At 29.5% G+C, this 20,952-nt stretch carries 19 protein-coding genes and 1 tRNA gene; 15 read left to right on the top strand and 5 right to left on the bottom strand.

What is annotated here, in order from left to right; all coding sequences use genetic code 11:
* Positions 1-18: 18 nt before the first annotated feature.
* The gene (locus ETU08_RS02795; RefSeq protein WP_146261491.1) at positions 19-1,827 is read right to left on the bottom strand and encodes a TolC family protein; all 1,809 of its coding nucleotides are present in this window, start codon (positions 1,825-1,827) and stop codon (positions 19-21) included.
* A 292-nt stretch (positions 1,828-2,119) separates the two neighbouring features.
* Between ETU08_RS02795 and ETU08_RS02790 the strand changes: the two genes are divergently transcribed.
* The 3 genes from ETU08_RS02790 to porT are packed head-to-tail and all read left to right on the top strand — an operon-like array spanning position 2,120 to position 4,239.
* On the top strand, positions 2,120-2,683 hold the full coding sequence (locus ETU08_RS02790) for a hypothetical protein (protein WP_146261490.1): 564 nt from the start codon (positions 2,120-2,122) through the stop codon (positions 2,681-2,683).
* A gap of 40 nt (positions 2,684-2,723) precedes the next feature.
* The gene (gene ubiE, locus ETU08_RS02785; RefSeq protein ID WP_146261489.1) at positions 2,724-3,449 is read left to right on the top strand and encodes a bifunctional demethylmenaquinone methyltransferase/2-methoxy-6-polyprenyl-1,4-benzoquinol methylase UbiE; all 726 of its coding nucleotides are present in this window, start codon (positions 2,724-2,726) and stop codon (positions 3,447-3,449) included.
* Between the two features lie 28 nt (positions 3,450-3,477).
* A complete protein-coding gene (porT, locus tag ETU08_RS02780) occupies positions 3,478-4,239 on the top strand; it encodes a type IX secretion/gliding motility protein PorT/SprT (RefSeq protein ID WP_146261488.1) in 762 nt (253 codons plus the stop codon).
* A 203-nt stretch (positions 4,240-4,442) separates the two neighbouring features.
* Here porT and ETU08_RS02775 read toward each other — a convergent pair whose 3' ends face one another.
* Positions 4,443-5,714 (bottom strand): BamG family beta-barrel-assembly machinery protein, encoded by a 1,272-nt coding sequence (locus ETU08_RS02775; RefSeq protein WP_146261487.1) that lies wholly within the window; start codon positions 5,712-5,714, stop codon positions 4,443-4,445.
* Positions 5,715-5,885: 171 nt separating this feature from the next.
* Here ETU08_RS02775 and ETU08_RS02770 point away from each other — a divergent pair.
* Positions 5,886-5,958 (top strand) — tRNA-Phe (locus tag ETU08_RS02770).
* A 91-nt stretch (positions 5,959-6,049) separates the two neighbouring features.
* The gene (locus ETU08_RS02765; RefSeq protein ID WP_146261486.1) at positions 6,050-7,939 is read left to right on the top strand and encodes an ABC-F family ATP-binding cassette domain-containing protein; all 1,890 of its coding nucleotides are present in this window, start codon (positions 6,050-6,052) and stop codon (positions 7,937-7,939) included.
* Here the strand turns inward: ETU08_RS02765 and ETU08_RS02760 are convergent.
* On the bottom strand, positions 7,934-8,638 hold the full coding sequence (locus ETU08_RS02760; RefSeq protein ID WP_146261485.1) for a Crp/Fnr family transcriptional regulator: 705 nt from the start codon (positions 8,636-8,638) through the stop codon (positions 7,934-7,936). The two genes, ETU08_RS02765 and ETU08_RS02760, sit on opposite strands and share 6 nt — an antisense overlap.
* Before the next feature lie 95 nt (positions 8,639-8,733).
* On the opposite strand from ETU08_RS02760, the gene ETU08_RS02755 reads away from it, so the two are divergent.
* The 10 genes from ETU08_RS02755 (at position 8,734) to ETU08_RS02710 (ending at position 19,238) form a co-directional block, all read left to right on the top strand.
* Complete coding sequence (locus tag ETU08_RS02755) at positions 8,734-11,133, top strand: heavy metal translocating P-type ATPase (RefSeq protein WP_146261484.1); 2,400 nt, start codon at positions 8,734-8,736, stop codon at positions 11,131-11,133.
* Between the two features lie 104 nt (positions 11,134-11,237).
* Positions 11,238-11,432 (top strand): cbb3-type cytochrome oxidase assembly protein CcoS, encoded by a 195-nt coding sequence (ccoS, locus tag ETU08_RS02750; RefSeq protein ID WP_146261483.1) that lies wholly within the window; start codon positions 11,238-11,240, stop codon positions 11,430-11,432.
* Between the two features lie 33 nt (positions 11,433-11,465).
* Complete coding sequence (ccoN, locus tag ETU08_RS02745; protein ID WP_146261482.1) at positions 11,466-13,697, top strand: cytochrome-c oxidase, cbb3-type subunit I; 2,232 nt, start codon at positions 11,466-11,468, stop codon at positions 13,695-13,697.
* Positions 13,698-13,702: 5 nt separating this feature from the next.
* A complete protein-coding gene (locus tag ETU08_RS02740) occupies positions 13,703-13,906 on the top strand; it encodes a CcoQ/FixQ family Cbb3-type cytochrome c oxidase assembly chaperone (protein ID WP_146261481.1) in 204 nt (67 codons plus the stop codon).
* 1 nt (position 13,907) lies between these two features.
* Positions 13,908-14,867, top strand: a complete 960-nt coding sequence (locus tag ETU08_RS02735; RefSeq protein ID WP_146261480.1) for a cbb3-type cytochrome c oxidase N-terminal domain-containing protein — start codon at positions 13,908-13,910, stop codon at positions 14,865-14,867.
* A 139-nt stretch (positions 14,868-15,006) separates the two neighbouring features.
* The gene (gene ccoG / locus ETU08_RS02730; protein ID WP_146261479.1) at positions 15,007-16,458 is read left to right on the top strand and encodes a cytochrome c oxidase accessory protein CcoG; all 1,452 of its coding nucleotides are present in this window, start codon (positions 15,007-15,009) and stop codon (positions 16,456-16,458) included.
* A gap of 5 nt (positions 16,459-16,463) precedes the next feature.
* Positions 16,464-16,925: a FixH family protein gene (locus tag ETU08_RS02725; protein WP_146261478.1), complete on the top strand. Its 462-nt coding sequence runs from the start codon at positions 16,464-16,466 to the stop codon at positions 16,923-16,925.
* The gene (locus ETU08_RS02720; protein WP_146261477.1) at positions 16,916-17,644 is read left to right on the top strand and encodes a sulfite exporter TauE/SafE family protein; all 729 of its coding nucleotides are present in this window, start codon (positions 16,916-16,918) and stop codon (positions 17,642-17,644) included. Before ETU08_RS02725 ends, ETU08_RS02720 begins: the two co-directional genes overlap by 10 nt.
* A gap of 62 nt (positions 17,645-17,706) precedes the next feature.
* Positions 17,707-18,453, top strand: a complete 747-nt coding sequence (locus ETU08_RS02715) for an MlaE family ABC transporter permease (RefSeq protein ID WP_146261476.1) — start codon at positions 17,707-17,709, stop codon at positions 18,451-18,453.
* Positions 18,453-19,238 carry an ABC transporter ATP-binding protein gene (locus tag ETU08_RS02710; protein WP_146261475.1) on the top strand — a complete coding sequence of 262 codons (786 nt, stop codon included), beginning with the start codon at positions 18,453-18,455 and terminating at the stop codon, positions 19,236-19,238. The genes ETU08_RS02715 and ETU08_RS02710 overlap by 1 nt, the downstream gene beginning before the upstream one ends.
* Here ETU08_RS02710 and ETU08_RS02705 read toward each other — a convergent pair.
* The gene (locus ETU08_RS02705) at positions 19,235-20,308 is read right to left on the bottom strand and encodes a mannose-1-phosphate guanylyltransferase (protein ID WP_260390986.1); all 1,074 of its coding nucleotides are present in this window, start codon (positions 20,306-20,308) and stop codon (positions 19,235-19,237) included. The genes ETU08_RS02710 and ETU08_RS02705 overlap by 4 nt on opposite strands.
* Positions 20,298-20,924, bottom strand: coding sequence for a SprT-like domain-containing protein (locus tag ETU08_RS02700; protein ID WP_146261474.1), 627 nt, complete (start codon positions 20,922-20,924; stop codon positions 20,298-20,300). Before ETU08_RS02700 ends, ETU08_RS02705 begins: the two co-directional genes overlap by 11 nt.
* Positions 20,925-20,952 lie beyond the last annotated feature (28 nt).

Raw genomic sequence — 20,952 nt, 5'->3', positions numbered from 1 at the left:
ATTATAAAGGTTTAATACCTAATTTTTTTTCATTTCTTCTCTTTTTTTCTTAATCATTTCTTCTCTCTCTGCCTCATTCTTAAAAATATTTGTGGAGGAACCCTGGGAGAGTTTAGCTCGGCGCTCTTTTATTAAAGCTTCTCTTTTCAAATCCTCTTCGTTTAAAGAGCTATTTGCAATAGTTTGAGAATTTTGGTTAATCTGATCTTTTTTCGGGATATTAGCTGTTTCTGTATGATCGTTAGAGATAATTTTTTCAGACTCATTAATTGGAATATTTTTTTCAATTGTTTTCTTGTTTATAGATTCAGATTTTAAGTTGTCTTCAAGATCTACAATTTCAGAATTTTTTTGTAAAATATTTACTTCTTTAGGTTCATTTGCAATAATATTATTGTCATTATTGGTATTTACATTTAGAGATTCATTAGAATTTGTTTCATTTAAAGAGATCTCTGTATTATGGATGGATTGAGATATACTGGTTGTTAATGTATTGTTAGTATTTATATTTTCATCAGAAGAAATTTCTAATGGTTTACCCATATAGAATTCTAAGATTTTAAGCTTAAAAAGATAACTATATTTAGCTTGAAGCATTTGCGATTGTGCATTAAAATAATTAGTTCTGGCAATATTTAAATCATAAACATTAATTTTTCCAGCATTAAAACTTTTTTCAGCAAATTCATAAGAAATTTTAGTAGACTCTACCAACTCTTTAGCAGATGTATACGTTTGGTAGGAAGAATTCACATCAAAATAAGAAGATTGTATGGTTTGCTTTAGATTTAGTTTATTCTGATCTAATTGATTTTCTTGTATTAATTGAGCTATTTTGGACTGTTCAATTTTTGCTTTTGTAATTCCTTTATTAAAGATAGGTACGCTCACGCCTAAAGTGATAATTTGAGAATTATTATCGTGCCACTGATCTTTAAGATTTTTTACAGACCTATCAAAATAATCTTGATAATAAGTACTCGCTTTATAGCCTCCTGTAATGGTAGGGTATAAAGCAGCTTTAGCAAGTTCAATATCTTTTTTAGCTACTTCCACACTTAATTCTGAGGACTTTATTTCTGGCTGATTTGTATAAGCATGGTTGATAATATTATCTATGTTGATTAATGGTAAGTCAATCTGATCAGAAACTTTTACATCTTCAATCTCAAAATCACGATAATCCATTTGAAGAAGCATAGCTAAATTCATCAACGCTCGATTAACATCAATTTTTGAATTTTCAAAAGTTTGTTTAGCTTTAGCCATATTAGCTTTAGATTCATACAAAGTGCTTAATGGAATGCTTCCTGCATTGTATAACTTTTCATTTCTTTCAGCATCTTGAATCTGAGTATTCAGTAAATTTCCATTTACAAGCATCAATTCTTTATTTAACAAAACGGTTAAATAATTACCCACAATTTGCAAAGAAATATCATTACGTATTTTTTCTGTTGTAAATTTATATTGATCAATTAAGAGTTTATTTTTTTCTTGAGTTATATCTAAACTTCCGTTATTATACAAGATGATTGAAGATTCTAAAGCTAAATTATTTTGATAACCTTCATTGTATGAAAAATCTTTACTAGCATCGGGACCAAAAGAAAAGCTATTTCCAACAGTACCTGTTAAATTAGGAAGCTTATTTTTCTTAGCAATATCGTAATTCCCTTCTTGAACCTTTTCATTTAAAATGGCAGCTAATACTTGCAAATTATTTTCTTTAGCATAAGATAAACAATCATTAAATGACCAAATTTTTTGGGCTGATAGAATTCTAAGTATCAAAAATGCAAGAATTGTACTGTAAATTTTCATTATTGAATGAGTTTCATCTGTTTTTATAAGTATGCTACCTATCTAAAAATGTTACAAAATTAGGAATAATAAAGATCGCTAAATTTTCTTATTAATATAGAAAGTTTGTATAAAGAGCATAAACTTAAATAAATAGATTTAAAACTTAAATGAATTTTGCATAAAACTTAATTTTATGTAGATATGTAATACAGATGTTTAAAATACTAATATTAAGATTTATATAAACTTTTTTATATAAGATTTTTATTTAACTCATTTAACTTTGTAGTTTTAAAAAAAGAAAAAAATTATGAAAAATAATTCCCTTAAAGGTTTAATTATAGCCCTAGCTTTCTGTTTATTTTCAGTTTCTGTATATCTTTTATTTCTAAAGAAAGAAGATGTATTCTTACTTGATAATCCAACAGATAGTAGTATTAAAGTAGTATTAAATAATAAAAAATATTTACTAGGACCAGGCCAAACCGCTGAAGTATCTATTCAGTTAGGCAATAATGCCATCTCAGCAAAGAGAGAAGATTCAGTCGTACTATTAAAAGATACTTTTTTTAGCATAGAGAATAATACTAGAGGTTTAATAAACCCTACACTATCCAATTACTATACCTTTAAAAGATATTACGGTTATGTAAAAAATAGAGATTCACTTTATAATTCTCATCAGATAGACATAGAAGGCAAAGAATATAAAGGAGAAATAAAAAAATACAACGATTTAGTACTTCAAGGTTTTTCAATAAATATTAATCAAGATTATCCCAAATTAAAAAAGAAATCTGATAGCCTGACAGGTATTACTAAATTGTTCAGAAAAAATCAATTTGTAGAGTATTACGAAACTATTTCTGAATAAAAACAGTTACTTTTGTAAGGTATAGTAGAGAAAGTAATTTATGACTCCCGAAAATATAAAACCTTATAATAAAACCGACAATAAAAAGAAGCAAGTGGAAGAAATGTTTGATAACATTTCGGAAAATTATGACTTTTTAAATCGTTTACTCTCTCTTAAAATAGATGTTTACTGGCGAAATCAATTAGAGAAGAGAGTAGTAGCTTTAAATCCAGGTAAAATATTAGATGTTGCAACAGGTACAGCAGATCTAGCTATTGAACATGCAAAAAAGACAAATGCTTTAGTGACAGGTTTAGATCTTTCTCAAAGAATGTTGGATTACGGACAAATTAAAATAAACAAACAAGGATTAAAAGAAAGAATAAAACTGATTAAAGGAGAAGCAGAAAATCTACCTTTTCATGATGAGGAGTTTGATGTTGTAACTGCTTCATTTGGAGTTAGAAATTTTGAGAATCTTGAAAAAGGTATATCAGAAATGCAAAGAGTCTTAAAGAAAGGAGGCAAGTTGTTTATTTTAGAATTTTCTAAACCCACAGGGATTTTTGCACCTTTTTTTATGCTTTATTTTAAATATATATTGCCAACCATTGGGAAAATAATCTCAGGAGATTCAAAGGCTTATACATATCTGCCCGATTCTGTAAGTAAAATGCCTTACGGAAAAGAAATGGAAGAGATTCTTTTAAAAAATGGTTTTAAACAAAGTACAAGTAAAACATTTACTTTTGGAGTTGTAAGTATTTATGAGGGAACAAAATAAATTAAGAAAGAAAACGTTTTCATTATACATGAGAAAGATTATAACATTATTGGTATTTATAACTTCTTATACCTTACTAAATGCTCAGTTCCGCTCTAAAGATGTTATGGATCGATATGACGATATAGATCATCAACAATTTTCTTGGGGATATTATTTAGGGATTAATTACTTTAGTTTCAAATTACATCCAGAAGCAGAAGGTTTGAACTCAAGAGGTAAATTCTTAGTGAATGTAGATTCCAAAGCTGGTTTTACAGTAGGCTTAATAGGTAAAATGAGAATCAATGAATATTTAGATTTAAGACTAGAGCCAGCAATGCATTTCGTTCAAAGAGATCTAATATTTAGAAATATACAAAATATAATTAACCAAGAAGTTGAAGAAGGAAAAGAACCTACTTACACAGATCTAGATGCTATTAGAAACGTAAAGTCTACATATATAGATATCCCAGTGTTTATTAATTTTCATGGAAATAAATGGAACAATACCAGACCTTATGTACAGGCTGGATTGAGTTATTTAATGAATCTTCAAGGGAGTGAGAAGAAAGAACAAGACAATTTGGAGCAAGTTTTTCGAATGAAAGACAATAACTTCTCATACCAATTAGAAGCTGGAATTGAAATTTATTTAAAGAGGTTTAAACTAACCCCATCAGTTAGAGGTATATTCTTTATAAATGATGAATTAGTGAAGGACAATCCAGGTACTCCTCCTGTTTGGGCGGGTGCGATTAAATCAATGTCTACAAGAGCAATAGTGTTTTCTTTAAAATTCGAATAATTAACTTTTATATAATTTAAATAATTTTTTAATCTTCTATTTTTATAAATAGAAGATTTTTTTTATCATATTAGTTATTTATTGAATAGTAAAACATACATTCTATAATAAAAAAATAAGAGATTATAAAAATTTAATAGTATTTAAATAAAAAAGCTGAATCTAGCAATTTAGATTCAGCTTAAATATATTTAGATTCATTATTAATCAAATTGTCTTTTTCTAAACCAAAGATCGTCGAAATTAAATCCAATTCTAAAGTTTACAAAATTTTCCTTTATCAAGCCTTCAGAAGTAGTACCTCTTTGGCCAAGTTCTAAGCCTAGATTTAAGGTAGAAGGATCTTGTTTACCGGTTTTCCCAATTGGCAGGCTTAAACCAGCTGTTATACCATACTGATTGATTGATTGATTGTTAAGTTCAATTCCAGTTTCTTCATAATATATACCGTAACGATAGATAATTTTTTCAAAATAAGATTTAAAACCATTTATGTTAGGCAAAAACCATCCACCCAAAGCAACTCGGTATCTGTTATTATAAGTATAATTTTCTTGAGGAATTTCAAGTTTAGATTGGTTAATATATTTGAAGTCTAAGCCTAATGACCATTTAAACTCCTTACCATAAGCCACTCCTAATGAATAAGAAAAAGGTATTTTACTGTTGTAAGTACCACGGGAATAACTTAAAGTATCAATGGATTGTTTTTCATTTAAAGAATTGTAATAGTACGTAGAGTATAATGAATTAACATCAGTATTTACATCCCGACCAAAAGTATAAGTGGCTCCCAATTTAAGTAAATGGTCATTGGTGAATTTCTTTCTATAGGCAAGGGCTAAGGTATAATCAAAATATCCATAATCTTTGCGGTTAAAAGTTCCAGATTTTAGATTGGCACCCTGAATAGATGTTTCCTCCTCTTTTTTTAGTTGTCCCCATATATAATTGATTTTAGCCGCTACGGAAAGGTCTTGAGTAATGTTATAAGAGTAAAAACCACCAAACATGTTTAAACCACCTCTACCTTTAAGAGAAGAATTTTGCGTTATACCATTTGAGTTGTTACTTAGGTCCATATTATAGCCTAAAGTAGAATAGGGTCTTAAATTGAATCCAATTCTAGATTTTTCCCCTGCTGGAAAAGCAACTGAAATGTTGGAAAGGTAAGTGGTAGATCTATCACTACTTTGTGAAGAAGTTTTCTCATTTATAAAATCTGTGTTTACAGAAACATTAAAGCTAGTATATCTTAAATTTCTATTTGCAGCAGGATTATTAAAATTTGCTTCATTGTTAAAGTCAGAAATATATGAAGTTCCAATACCTCCCATAGAGGAAACAGTAATATCGGTACTAAATTTTTCATCTCCTAATCCTATAGAAGAGTAGGGTGAGGTTGAGGTTTGTTGTGCATGTAATCCATTGCTCAAAATAATTAAACATAGCAACGGGAAAAGATATAATTTCATTCAGTAATTTTATTACGGGTACAAATATGTTAATAATGTATTGATTATGAAAATAATTTTATAATTAAAATATTTTAGTTTATAAGTTAAACGAGGAATTATTAAAAATATTTCTTAAAACTTTTGGAGATATAAAAAATAATGCTACATTTGCAAACGAAAACCAAATGAGGTACCTTAGCTCAGTTGGTAGAGCAAAGGACTGAAAATCCTTGTGTCCTTGGTTCGATTCCAAGAGGTACCACAAAAAGCCGAAAGTATCACTTTCGGCTTTTTTATTTTCACAATTATTGATTAATAAGATTTTAGGATCTCGTCGATTTAAATAACAACATATGAATTATCTTTCAGTTAAAAATATTAGCAAATCTTTCGGAATAAGAACTCTATTTAAAGATGTATCGTTTCATGTAAATGAAGGAGAGCAAATAGCTTTGGTTGCAAAAAATGGAAGTGGGAAGTCTACTCTATTAAAAATATTAGCTGGAAAGGAAAACCTAGACGATGGAGAAATTTTATTTAATAAAGATGTAAAAGTGATCATGTTTGAGCAGTCAGATTCTTTTAATGATGACTCGAAGGCAGAAGATTATATTTTTAATCATTCCAATCCTATTTTAGATGTAGTTCATCAGTATGACAAGTTAATTAAAGAAGATCCTTCAAATCCAGAACTAATGAATTTGATTGAAAAGATGGATTTGTACGATGGATGGAAGGTAGAACCTTTAATACAGGAAATTATTTCTCAATTAAAAATTGACTTTCTTTTTAAAAAAATTAAAGATTTGTCTGGAGGGCAGAAGAAAAGAATTTCTCTTGCCAAATTCTTGATCGATATTACTTTAGAGAAAGGTTATATTTTATTGATATTGGATGAACCCACCAATCACTTAGATATTGAAATGGTTGAGTGGTTGGAATATTTTCTGAATAAAGAAAATAAGACATTGATTTTAGTTACCCACGATCGTTATTTTTTAGATGCTATATGCACCAAAATATTAGAATTGGAAGATGAGATGATTTATACGCATAACGGAGATTATGAAACCTACGTTACGAACAAAGCACTAAGGATAGAAAATCAAGCCTCCCAAATAGATAAAGCAAAGAATCTTTACAAAAAAGAGTTGGAATGGATGAGAAGACAACCAAAAGCGAGAACATCCAAGTCTAAAAGTAGAATTTCAGATTTTTATAAGACAGAAGAGACAGCAAATATAAAATTAGATAATTCCAATCTTCAGCTAGACATGCAAATGACTCGTCTAGGGAAAAAAATTATTGAAATGGAGAGTGTTTCCAAAAAATTCGGAAATAAAATTATATTAGATTCTTTTACGCATACATTCTTAAGAGGGGCTAGAATAGGAATTGTAGGAAAAAATGGAGCAGGTAAAACAACCTTTCTTAAAATATTGGAAAACCAAGAGCCTATAGATTCAGGGAGCATAGAATGGGGAGATACTTTAAATATCGGTCATTTTAAACAGGAGGGTATTATATTTAAAGAAGAACAGAGAGTCATTGATTACGTAAAAGAAATCGCAGACTATTTTCCTTTATCTAATGGAAAGCAGCTTTTTGCAAGCCAGTTTTTAGAAATGTTTCTATTTAAACCAGAAACTCAATATACACCTATAGGAAAATTAAGTGGAGGAGAGAAAAAAAGATTACAATTACTTTCTATACTCTTTAAAAATCCAAATTTTTTAATTCTAGATGAACCTACGAATGATTTAGACTTACCAACTTTAACCGTTTTAGAAAACTTTTTAAATGATTATCAAGGCTGTTTATTAATAGTAAGTCATGATAGATATTTTATGGATAAAGTCGTGGATGAATTGATGATTTTTGAAGGGGAAGGTAAGATTACAAATTTTATAGGTAATTATACCAAATACTATTTAGAAAAAAAGTCTAAAACTAGTGTTAATCAAGAAGAAATTAACCAAAGTGAAGAAAAAATAGCTGCAGATAAAGGTCATGAAGAGCCAGTAAAAAAAAATAAAAAATTGTCTTTTAAAGAAAAGCGAGAGTTAGAAATCCTTGAAGATGAAATTGCAAAACTTGAAAAGAAAAAAGATGAATTATCTTCGCAACTGACACTAGAAAATTTGGAATTTAAAAAAATTCAAGAATTGGGAGATGAATTAAATCTTTTAATTCAAGAATTAGAAGAAAAAGAAATGAGATGGATGGAATTATCAGATTTATAAAGTAACATGACCCAATCGGGTTAACATTTTATGATCTAAAATTTTAATTTTTCTACCACTTACTTTAATTAATTTGTCTCCTTTAAATTCAGAAATTAATCGTATAGCACTTTCTGTAGCAGTGCCAATAAGGTTAGCCATTTCCTCTCTGGTAAGAGTTATATTTATAAAACCTTCTTGGTCAATGCCTAATTTTTTTTCTAAAAAAAGTAGGACTTCAGCTAATCTTTCGCGTACTGTTTTCTGAGCCAATAGGGTGATGGTCTTACCCGCCTCTCCTAAATCTAGAGAAATCTTTTTTAAGATATCAAAAGATACTTTAGAACTCACCTTTAGTAGCCTGTTAAAAATAATTTCGGGTATGTATATAGCGACAAGCTCATCATCAATAGCTGTACAAGAAGCACTAAAAGACTCCCCGCACAATAAAGATCTATATCCAATAATATCTCCTCTTTTAACAAATCTTAAAATTTGTTCTTTTCCATTAAAACCATTTTGATATAGTTTGGCAGTACCTTTTAGAATACCATATATACCAGTAGGCTTACATCCTTCATGAATAATTTCTTGACCTTTATGATAAGTTACCTCAATTATTTCATTGTTTAAAATTTTAATTTCATCTTTAGAAAACTCTTTTAAAACATCGTTGTTTTTTAACTCAGAAATAATTAATTCAACAGAATCACTATACATTGCTCGATTTTTCGGGCGAAAATACAAAAATATTTCTCTTTAAAGTAATTTAAAAGAAGCTAACTTTGTAAATTAAAATATTGATTATAGGGAGTATGGATAAAAAATGCTTTCATTGTGGGCAAGAAATAGTAAGCGAAGAAGTTAATTTTGATGATAAAGTTTTTTGTTGTAATGGATGTAAAACAGTTTATGAAATATTAAGTCAAAACCATCTTAATAATTTTTATGAGCTAAATAAACAGGCTGGAATTAAACCAGATGGAGATAAGAATTATTTTGAATTTTTAGATACTCCTGAAATTTTCAATAAAATTATAGACTATTCTGAAGACGGAACCACACTGGTAACCCTTAAAATACCTGTAATACATTGTACTTCTTGTGTATGGCTATTGGAAAGTCTAAAAAACATTAATTCAAAAATTTTATATTCTACCGTTCATTTTACCAACAAAACTGTACAAATAGCCTATAAAAGCTCAACGTATAAATTAAGTGAATTAGCCAATTTCTTGTCTAGTTTAGGCTATAAACCCATAATAAATTTAGAAACGGCCGAAAAAAAGAAACCTGAAAATGTAGATCGAACTTTAATAATAAAAATAGGTATTGCAGGATTTGCATTTGGGAATGTTATGCTGTTGGCTTTTCCAGAATTTTTAGAAGGCAATAAAGATGTTTGGTTGAAACAGTACAATCAATTATTTAGAGTTTTGATGTTCTTATTATCTCTACCGGTAGTTTTATATTGTGCCTCTGATTATTATAAATCTGCTTGGAGTGCTTTAAGATATAAAAGGTTAAATTTAGATATGCCAATAGTTATAGGTATTTTTGCTTTGTTTTTCAGAAGTTGTTACGAAGCCTATTGGGGGATAAGCAATGGATATTTTGATTCATTATGCGGTCTATTATTCTTTATGTTATTAGGTAAATTTTTTCAGCAAAGAACGTATAAATCATTAGCTTTTGATCGAGATTATAAATCTTTTTATCCAATTGCTGTTACTAAAATAGATCCAGACAATCAGCAAAAAAATATCCTAATTTCAAAACTAAAAATTGGAGACAGAATATTAATTAGAAATGGCGAAATTATACCGGCAGATGCTATTTTAATAAAAGGAGAAGCATTTATTGACAATAGTTTTATAACTGGAGAATCTCATTTAATTGAGAAAAAGAGCGGTCAGAAAATTTTTGCCGGAGGTAAACAAAGAGGAACCATGCTTGAATTAGAGATAATTAAAGAAGTAAATCAAAGTTACCTAACAAGGCTATGGAATAATGAAGCCTTTAAAAAAGAAAATTCTATCTTAGATACAATTACGAACAGCGTAAGCAAATATTTTGTATTTGTTATTTTAATAATTACCCTAATAAGTGGTTGTTACTGGTATTTCATTGAAAAGAATACCTCCCAAATGTATCAGGTAATTACTGCAATACTTATCGTAGCCTGTCCATGTGCTTTAGCTCTTTCAGTCCCTTTTACCTTAGGGAACATAATGAGAATTTTAGGGAGAAATAAATTTTATGTTAAAGATTCTACAACGGTTGAGAAAATGTCGAAAGTCAACCATATAGTTTTTGATAAAACAGGTACTTTAACCATGAATAAAGCTAATCATATAGCTTATGAAGGTAAACCATTAACCGTTGCTGAACTGGAAGAATTAAAAGCTATTTTAAAGAATTCAAATCATCCCCTTAGCCGTTCACTTTATGAATATTTAGATTGCCCCGACAAGTCATTATTAGTACGCAATTACAAAGAAATCATAGGGAAAGGTATTGGAGCTAATGTTAATGGAAATACCTATAAAATTGGTTCCTCTAGTTTTGTTAAATATAAGGGGGAGCCTATTCAAGAGACATCCGTTTTTATAAGTATTAATGGAGAAAATATAGGAAGATATATATTTAAAAACCAATATAGAAAATATGTACCTGAGGTTGTAAAAAAGATATCTTTAAAAAATAAAATTTCTCTTTTAAGTGGTGATAATAATTCAGAAGAAGAATTTTTAAAACAACTATTTCCTACTTCGACTATTTTAAAATTTAATCAATCACCCCAAGATAAATTAGAATATATTGAAAAATTGCAAAAAAAAGGAGATTTAGTTATGATGGTGGGTGATGGTCTTAATGACGCAGGAGCATTAAAACAGTCGAATGTCGGTGTGGCTATAGCTGACGATATAAATAGCTTTACACCCTCTTCTGATGCAATTTTAGATGGAAGTAGAATCACAAGTTTATCCAGTTATCTTAAAATATCTAAGATTGCTATAAGGATCGTGTATATATGCTTTATGATAAGTTTTTTTTATAACATTATTGGTTTAAGTTTTGCTGTTTCAGGTAGACTTAAACCTTTAGTTGCAGCTATTTTAATGCCTGTAAGTTCAATTACTATTGTGTTTATATCTACAATCTTAACTCAAATTTCAGGATATATAGTTTTTAAGAAAGATCTAAAATCTTAATAATTTAGAAACGTTCTAAATTATTTTTTTTTATCAAATATTAAGAGTATATTTATGAATGAAAGTAAATAAAATATTAGATTTGTGCGATATAGGATAAGGCTATGGAGATTTTGTATTTAATGATATTGTGTAGTGTTTCTTTAGCTGCTATTTTTTTAGGGCTATTTATCTATGCTATTAAAAAAGGTCAGTTTGACGATGATGAATCTCCGGCAGTAAGAATGTTGATTGATTCTAATGAGGTTCAACACGCTGAAGGAGAAGAATTAAAAAATAATGAAGAAAAAATAAAATAGAAAAATTATATTAAGATAACTACATTATAAAAGATGGAGACACAAAAATTTTCGTATGACAACAAAATAACAAAAGCTTTTGCTTTTGCAACCATATTTTGGAGTGTTGTCGCATTTATAGTAGGACTGACAGTGGCTGCTTTATTGTTTATACCCACATTGCCAGATTTTATTTTTGGGGTAGAACCAAGTCAATTAGCAAAATCCCAAGGTTTTATTGGTTTTGGACGATTAAGAATGTTACATACAAGTGCAGCAATTTATGCATTTGTAGGAAATGGATTCTTTGCAGGATTTTATTACTCCATTCAAAGATTATTAAAAACCCGTACCAATGATACACTCTCTTGGATTCACTTCTGGGGATGGCAACTTATAATTGTTTTAGTAGCAATTACGTTTTTAATGGGTATAAATACCTCTAAAGAATACGCAGAGCATGAGTGGCCTATCGATATATTTGTTGCTATAATATGGGTGCTATTCGGAATAATTATGTTTATTACTATAGCAAAAAGAAGAGTTAGTCATATGTATGTAGCTATTTGGTTTTATATAGCTACTTGGATTGGAATTACTTTGTTATGGGTATTTAATAATTTAGAAGTTCCAATTGATTGGAACATTGTGCATTCAAAAAGTTATTCTGCTTACGCAGGTGTACAAGATGCAATGGTACAATGGTGGTTTGGGCATAATGCCGTGGCATTTTTCTTAACTACACCCGTTTTAGGCTTGATGTACTATTTTATGCCAAAGGCTGCCAATCGACCAGTTTTCTCTTATAAATTATCAATTATACATTTTTGGTCTCTAATATTTGTATATATGTGGGCAGGTCCGCATCACTTATTATACACTTCCTTACCGGGTTGGGCTCAAATGCTAGGAACTGTATTCTCCATTATGTTAATTGCTCCATCGTGGGGAGGGATGTTAAATGGTTTATTAACTTTAAGAGGCGCTTGGGATAAAGTTAGAGAGGATCCTATTTTAAAAATGTTTGTGGTAGCGATTACTTGCTATGGGATGGCAACCTTTGAAGGTCCATTACTTGCTACAAAATCCCTAAATAAAATTGGTCATTTTACCGATTGGGTTATCGGTCATGTTCATATAGGTACCTTAGGCTGGAATGGATTTATGACCTTTGGTATGCTTTATTATATAATCCCTAGAATTTATAGAACTAAATTATATTCGGTAAAATTAGCAAACTGGCATTTTTGGTTAGGAACATTAGGAATTGTTTTATACGCAGTACCTATGTATATGAGTGGTTTTACACAAGGATTAATGTGGAAACAATTTAACCCAGACGGAACTTTAGTTTATAAAAACTTTCTAGAAACCGTAACTGCTTTAAGAGGATTTTATATTACAAGATTTATAGGTGGGGTGTTCTACCTTGCAGGAGCTGCTTTGATGGTAGTAAATATTTTTGTTACCGTAAGAAAAGGTAATTTGTTAGCAAATGAACCAGCAGAAGCTCCGGCTTTAAAAATATCTTCTAAAAAAGGAGAAAATGAAAAAAAGCATACTTGGTTAGAAAGAACTCCAATATATTTTTCTATATTAACCCTTGTAGCTTTGGCTATAGGTGGAGCAATAGAAGTTTTACCAACCGTATTTGTAAAATCGAACATACCAACTATTTCATCAGTAAAGCCATATTCTCCTTTAGAGTTAGAAGGTAGAGATTTATATATAAGGGAAGGATGTAATGCCTGCCATTCTCAAATGATAAGACCATTCAGAGATGAAGTTGTTCGCTACGGAGAATATTCTAAGGCAGGTGAATATATTTATGATCGTCCTTTCTTATGGGGATCTAAAAGAACAGGACCAGATTTACATAGAGAAGGTGGGAAGAATCCAGATTCTTGGCATTTTACCCATATGTTGAATCCTAGAGATACTTCTCCAGGCTCAATTATGCCTGCATATCCTTGGTTAATATATAACAAATTAGATGTTTCAAAAACTAAGGAAAAATTAGATGTTATGAAAAATTGGTTTAATATACCTTACGATCAAGAGTTAATGGATAACTATCAGAAAAGTATGAGTGATCAAGCTAAAGAAATTGTAACAAGTATATTTACGGATAGACCTGATTATAAAGAGCGTTTTGAAGCAACAGCAGCTAAGGATGGTGAAAATTTTGTTCCTTTAGAACAAAGAGAGATTATAGCTTTAATTGCATACTTACAAAGATTAGGAACAGATATAAAAAATACTGAAGTTAAAACGGCAAGTAATTAATAATTATGCTTAAATTCTATAGTAAAATAATAGCAGGTATTGATAGCGCTACCATATATCAAAGTTTAGCATTAGTAATTTTTTTTATTTTTTTTGTTGGACTTATATATATGGTAATGTCTAAACCTAAAAATTATTATAGTGAAATAAGCAGTATGCCTTTAGACGAGGAAAATAAACAGGATAAAGATCAAAACACAGTAAATTAATATGAAACCAAGAACACCCGTAGGAATAATTATAATTATAGCTGTATGTTTAATAACAGGGGCATTTTTAATGCTTCTTCAGAATTTTAAATTTATAAATAATCCTATTTATTTAGGAACCATAGTTATTTCAATAGTACTATTACTTATAAATAATTCTATTGATTCATTAATAGATGCTGGGAAATTTAAGAACTTATCAGAAGAAGAGAAAAATAGATACTTAGAATTATTAAAAACCCCATACTTCACTAGACTTTGGAGAGATGCATTCAAAAGAAGTAAAGAAGAAGAATTGGGGGAAATTGCGATTCTCGATCATGGGTACGATGGAATTCAAGAATTAGACAATCAATTACCTAAATGGTATATAGGTTTATTTGCGATTACTATTACTTGTGGTGTGATCTATTTCTTTGCCTATATTTTTACGGATTTTGCTCATCCTATAGCCGAGTACGATGCAGAATATAAAACACAGTTAGCAGAAATAGCTGAGTATGAAAAGACTGTTCCACAAGCTACCATTGAAACAGCTCAATACAATCCGGAAGCCATTAAGGAAGGCAAAGAAATTTACAACAATTTATGTATTACTTGCCACGGTGAAGGAGCGACTGGAGGCTCAGGACCTAATCAAACCGATGACTATTGGTTAAATATTGTTGAAAATGATGAATTTAAAAATATAGTTTCTGTAGTTTGGAACGGTAGTAAAACAAATCCTACCATGAGAAGTTTCATCAATTCAGGAGAATTAAAAGGGAATGATATTGTAAAAGTTGCAAGTTATTTAGTTCATTTAAATGAAACAACCAAAAAAAATCCTGATGGATCTTCTGCGGGCAAAGCCCCTCAGGGAGACATTGCACCATGGGTAAAAAATCCTCAAGCAATTGTTGAAGCAGCTAAAAAAGAAGGAAAAGAAGTAAAAGTGGTTACAGAAGTTTCTGGAAATTAGAATCAATCAATTATTAAACAATAAAAATAAGTCTATCTAAATTTCTTAGGTAGACTTTTTAGATTTCTAAAAATATGTTCAGTATATTTGTATAAATCAGATAAGAACGTAAAGACTTAATCTTAGATAGTTTTACATAATGTCTCAAGAAGAAAAAATAAAACCAGAATTAGAAGGTGAATCATTTCGTGAAAATTTAGCAACAGCTGAAGAATCAGGAAAAAGAAAATGGGTTTTTCCAAGAAAGACACATGGCAAATACACCACCTATAGAAATATAGTAAGCGCAATTTTATTAATACTACTATTTGTAATTCCTTTTATAAAAACCTCTAAAGGAAATCCATTATTTCAATTTGATTTCCTAAATAGACAGTTTTATTTATTTGGTGCGTATTTTTCGCCGTCAGACTTTTATTTATTTAGTATAGGTTTTGTAACTACAATAGTTTTTATTATCCTGTTTACTGTCGTTTATGGGCGAATATTTTGTGGTTGGATATGTCCACAAACTATATTTATGGAGCATGTCTTCAGGAAAATAGAATATCTTATAGAAGGTGATAGGAACAAACAAATTCGTTTAGATAAACAAGATTGGGACAGTGAAAAGATTAGAAAAAGATTACTTAAATGGACGATTTTTGCTTTAATATCTTTTATTTTTTCAAACATTCTATTCTCCTATATATTTGGTATTGATGAAATGATTAAAATGATAAAAGAGGGGCCTGCAAATAATGTAGGTTTATTCGTTGCATTAATCATTTTTTCTGCATTATTTTATTTAGTATTTGCTTGGTTTAGAGAGCAGGTATGTTCATTTGTGTGCCCTTATGGAAGATTGCAAGGAGTACTTATAGATAAGGATACCATTAATATTACCTACGATTTTATTAGAGGAGAAGGCGAGAAAGGTAGGAGCAAGTGGAAAAAAAATGAAGATAGAAAGTTATCGGGCAAAGGAGATTGTATAGACTGTCAACAATGTGTAGTTGTATGCCCTGCAGGAATAGATATTAGAAATGGTTCACAATTGGAATGTATTAATTGTACTGCCTGCATTGATGCTTGTGATGAAGTTATGACAAAAGTGGGCTTACCCACAGGTCTAATTAGGTATGCTTCTGAGAACATGATTGAGAAGAGAACTACTTTTAAATTTAATGCTAGAGTAATCGCATATACATTAATACTTTTTATTTTAATAGCTGTGTGTACTTCGTTATTATTTGTAAGATCAAGTGTTGAATCAAAATTCTTAAAAGTAGTAGGAACTCAGTTTACAATTCAAGATAAAAATATAGTTGATGAATATCAGTTTAGTTTTATTAATAAAACTTCAGAAATTCAAAATTTAAATATTAAAATCATATCACCTAAATCAGCGGAAATTGAATTAGTAGGGTATGGAAATAAAATAACTATTAAACCTAAAGAATTATTAAAAGGTACAGCAGTTATAAAAATTCCTGAGGCGGATTTATCAAAAACAAAACAAGAAGTAGTTATAGGTGTTTTTGATAATAAAGGCGCAAAAATAGATGAATATAAAACCAATTTTATTGGACCAACCAAAGAGTTATTTTAAGATATATGAAATTTAAGTTTACTTGGGCACACGGAATAATTTTAGCATTAGTGAGTTTTATAGTTTTTATATGCTCAATGGTATTTAGTTTAGAATTTTCTGAAAATACTTTTGATTTAGTCTCCGATGATTATTATCAGGACGAAATTTATTATCAAAAAGAAATTGATGCTGCTAATAATGCCATGAATTTATTGGAAAAACCTCAAATTTTTGTTGATAAAGAAGTAGGTATTGAAATACAATTTCCTAAAGAATTTTCCTCCATAAATACAATGGGTAGATTTCAGCTTTATAGACCAAATTCTAAAATGTTAGACATAAATAAAAATACATTAGACTTTGAAATGGGGAATAAAATTATTATTCCAAAAAAGGTTCTAGAAATAGGAAACTATATATTAAAACTATATTGGAAAAAAAACAATATTAACTATAAAATGGAAATACCTGTAGAATGGAAATAGGAATATATGTTTATGCACTTACATTAGGCTTACTATCCGGAACACACTGCATAGGTATGTGTGGACCCATTGCCTTTTCATTAGGGCTAGAAGCAAATAATAAAGTTAAATATTATACACAAAATTTTTTATATCAATTAGGTAGAATTTCAACATATTCTATTTTAGGAGGAATATTAGGAATAGTAGGAAAAAGCTTTAATATTGCAGGTTATCAACAATACGTATCTATTTTTGCAGGTGTATTACTACTATTGATGGTACTATTACCTGGCAAAAACTTTGAATTGGGCGGAAACCTTAAATTTTTAAATCATTTCATGATTAAAGTTAAAATGTTTTTAGGTAAATACATTCAGAAAAAAGATAATACCTCAAGATATTTAACTGGAGTTTTAAACGGATTTTTACCCTGTGGAGTGGTTTATGCTTCTTTAGCAGCATCAATAGCAGCTGGGGGAATAATTCAGGGTATGCTTTTTATGGCTATTTTTGGTTTGGGAACATTCCCCTTTATGTTCATTACAGTCTTAGCAGGAAATTTCATAGGAATAAAAGCAAAAACTAAAGTAACAAAAGTTTTCCCTTACTTTTTAGCACTTCTAGGGATTATTTTTATTTTAAGGGGGCTTGAAATTGGCATACCTTACCTATCGCCACCCAAAAAAGCATTAAAGATAGAGAAAATGGATGATAAGAGCAAAAGTTGTTGTCATTAAAACCTACCTATTTATTTAGTCAAAAATTTTCATATGATAAATTGTATTAACTTCGCATAATTATGGGAATGATATCAAATATTGGCATGTATTCTCTTCTTATGGTTAGAGTTTTTAAAAAGCCACAAAGAAGAAGAATCTTTTTAAAAAGCCTAATGAGAGAAATTAATGATTTAGGATTAAATTCTGTAGGACTAGTAGTTTTTACATCCTTTTTCGTAGGAGCAGTAGTTGCCATACAAATGTATAATAACTTTCAAACCTCTTCTTTTCCTATCCCTGATTATTATGTTGGATATGCTACAAAGGTTGTATTAATTTTAGAATTCTGTCCTACGATCATCAGTATTGTGTTGGCAGGTAAGGTAGGATCCTTTATAGCATCTAGTATTGGAACCATGAGAGTAACAGAGCAAATTGACGCTTTAGAAATTATGGGAGTAAATACACCCTCTTATCTTATTCTCCCAAAAGTAGTTGCCTCTCTTTTTTTTAACATTATTCTTATTATGATTAGTGTAATCATGGGAATTTGGGGAGGATATTTTGCAGGAGATCTTTCTGGAAGTTGGGCTTCTGCAGATTATATACAAGGGTTACAGATGGAATCCCCATCCTTTTATATATATTATTGTTTCATTAAAACAATTGTATTTTCGTTTATGATTGCAACTGTTCCGTCCTTTTATGGGTATTATGTGAAAGGAGGATCTTTAGAAGTGGGTAGAAGCAGTACGCAAGCTGTAGTTTGGACCACGGTATTGATTATAATAACTAATCTTGTTTTAACACAATTACTTTTAAATTAATGATTACAGCCTCAAATATAACCAAATCCTTTGACGGGGTACAAGTTTTAAAAGGTATATCTGTAACCTTTGAAAAAGGAAAAACAAATTTAATTATTGGTCAAAGTGGATCTGGAAAAACAGTATTTTTAAAGTGTATGCTTGGACTTTTTGAACCAACAACAGGTGAGATTTTATATGAACGGACCAATGCATCAAAATTAACCACTAGTGATAGACAGAAATTAAGAAGTGAAATAGGTACCGTTTTTCAAGGAAGTGCCTTATTTGATTCGATGACAGTAGAACAAAACGTAAAGTTTCCTTTAGAAATGTTTGCGAATATGACAGAGAAACAAATGAGAGATAGAGTTGATGAAGTTTTAGAAAGGGTAAATTTGACCAATGCTCGAAAAAAATATCCTTCTGAAATCTCAGGAGGAATGCAAAAACGTGTGGCGATAGCGAGAGCAATTGTAAATAACCCTAAATATCTTTTTTGTGATGAACCAAATTCAGGGTTAGATCCTCAAACCTCTCAGTTGATAGATAAACTTATACATGAAATAACCCAGGAATATAATACTACAACTATCATAAACACACACGATATGAATTCTGTTTTAGAGATAGGAGAAAAAATTGTTTATCTTAAAAATGGATATAAAGAGTGGGAAGGCGATAAAAATAGTATTATAGTGGCAGAAAATAAGCCTTTGCAAGATTTTGTTTTTTCTTCACCCATATTTAAAAAAGCAAGAGAAGCAATGCTCTATGAAATAAATAATTTTAAAAATAAGAACTAATCAATAGTTCTTATTTTTTTTAAATAATTTTTAATTTCTTGATCACTTTCCCTAGGACATACAAGCAAAGCATCATCAGTATCTACTACAATATAATCTTTCAAACCGTCAATAATGATGGTTTTATCTATTTGGGTGGTTTTTAAAATATTATTTGAGCTATTATATGCATGAATATTTTTTCCATAAATAGCATTTCCTTCATTGTCTTTACTTAAATTTTCATACAAAGCATTCCATGTACCCAGATCGTTCCAGCCAAAAGAAGAAGGAATAACCCATACATTGCTAGATTTTTCTAAAATTCCATAATCAATTGAAACTTTTTCAATCTGATTATAAACTTCCCTAATTTTAATATTTTCATTGGGTGTATTATAAGAGGTTTTGATAGATTGAAATTTCTCATACATTTCAGGTAAAAGTAATTGAAATGAATTTAAAATACTTTTGGAAGACCAAATAAAAATCCCTGAATTCCAAAGGAAATTTTTAGATTTTAGAAAAGATTTGGCTGTTTCCAAATCAGGTTTTTCTTTAAAAGATTTAACCTTATAAGCTTCAGTAGATTTCTCATTTTCTGAAAACTCAATATATCCATATCCAGTATCTGGTCTATGAGGAGTAATGCCTAAAGTTACTAAAATGTCCTGTTTTTCAGCTTTTTTAAAAGCGATTAATACTTCTCTTGAAAATTCGTCTTCATTTAGAATAAGGTGATCCGACGGTGCAACTATAATACATGAATCAGGATTTAAATTATAAATTTTTTCAGCCATATAAATATTACAAGCCGAAGTATTCATCATTTTAGGTTCACCAATCACTTGAGATTTAGAAATTTCAGGCAGTTGCTCTAAAGTAAGATTTACATATTCTTCATTAGTAATAATATAAATATTTTCAATGGGAATAATTTTAGAAATCCTATGAAAAGTTTGTTGTATTAATGTTTTACCAGTTCCTAAAATATCGTGGAATTGTTTGGGGAGTTTGGGCGTACTCATAGGCCAAAATCTACTACCAATACCTCCAGCCATTATAACGCAATAATAATTATTATTTTTCATGTAAATTATAACCTATTTTTTCAATCGGAGCACTTCCGGATATCAGATACTTCTTATTACTTTTTTTTTCGACGCAAATATAACGAGTTTTTATTTTTTGAAGTTTAAGGAATACTTTGTTTTTAATGATAAATTCATCTCCATTGTCTAAGTCTTTTAGTAAAAATATGTTAGGAGAAAGTTTTTTATTAAAATATTCAGATATACATGGAGAAGAGTAATAGCTAGCTTTAGGGTTTTTAGCGAATCTAATTAATAAAGGTTGTAGATCATCTTCATAAACATTAATACTTTCAAGAATCATTTCAGAAAATATTTTTTTCCATTCTTTACCATGTGGAGCAATCTTTACAGAATAAGTATTAAAAGCTATTAAATGAGCGATTTCATGAGTTAAAGTAAAAAAGAATAAGGAGGGATGCATTCCTGCATTCACACTTATTTTGTGAGGTTCATTAGATTTAGGAAATCTATAGTCTCCCAATTTAGAATCTCTAGGATTTTTAATATGTAGTTGAAACCAATAAGGGCTTAGCCATTTTTTTATATAAAATATAGCATCAACCGATATATATTTAGAAAGGCATGAAAAATCAGGTAATTTTTTTAAATGCATAATATTAAGTATAATAACAGGATTTCCT

It is taken from the genome of Apibacter muscae, from assembly GCF_007845635.1.
Lineage (GTDB): Bacteria > Bacteroidota > Bacteroidia > Flavobacteriales > Weeksellaceae > Apibacter > Apibacter muscae.
The sequence above is the reverse complement of the archived record's forward strand: the minus strand, read 5'-3'. Positions and strand labels throughout refer to the sequence as shown.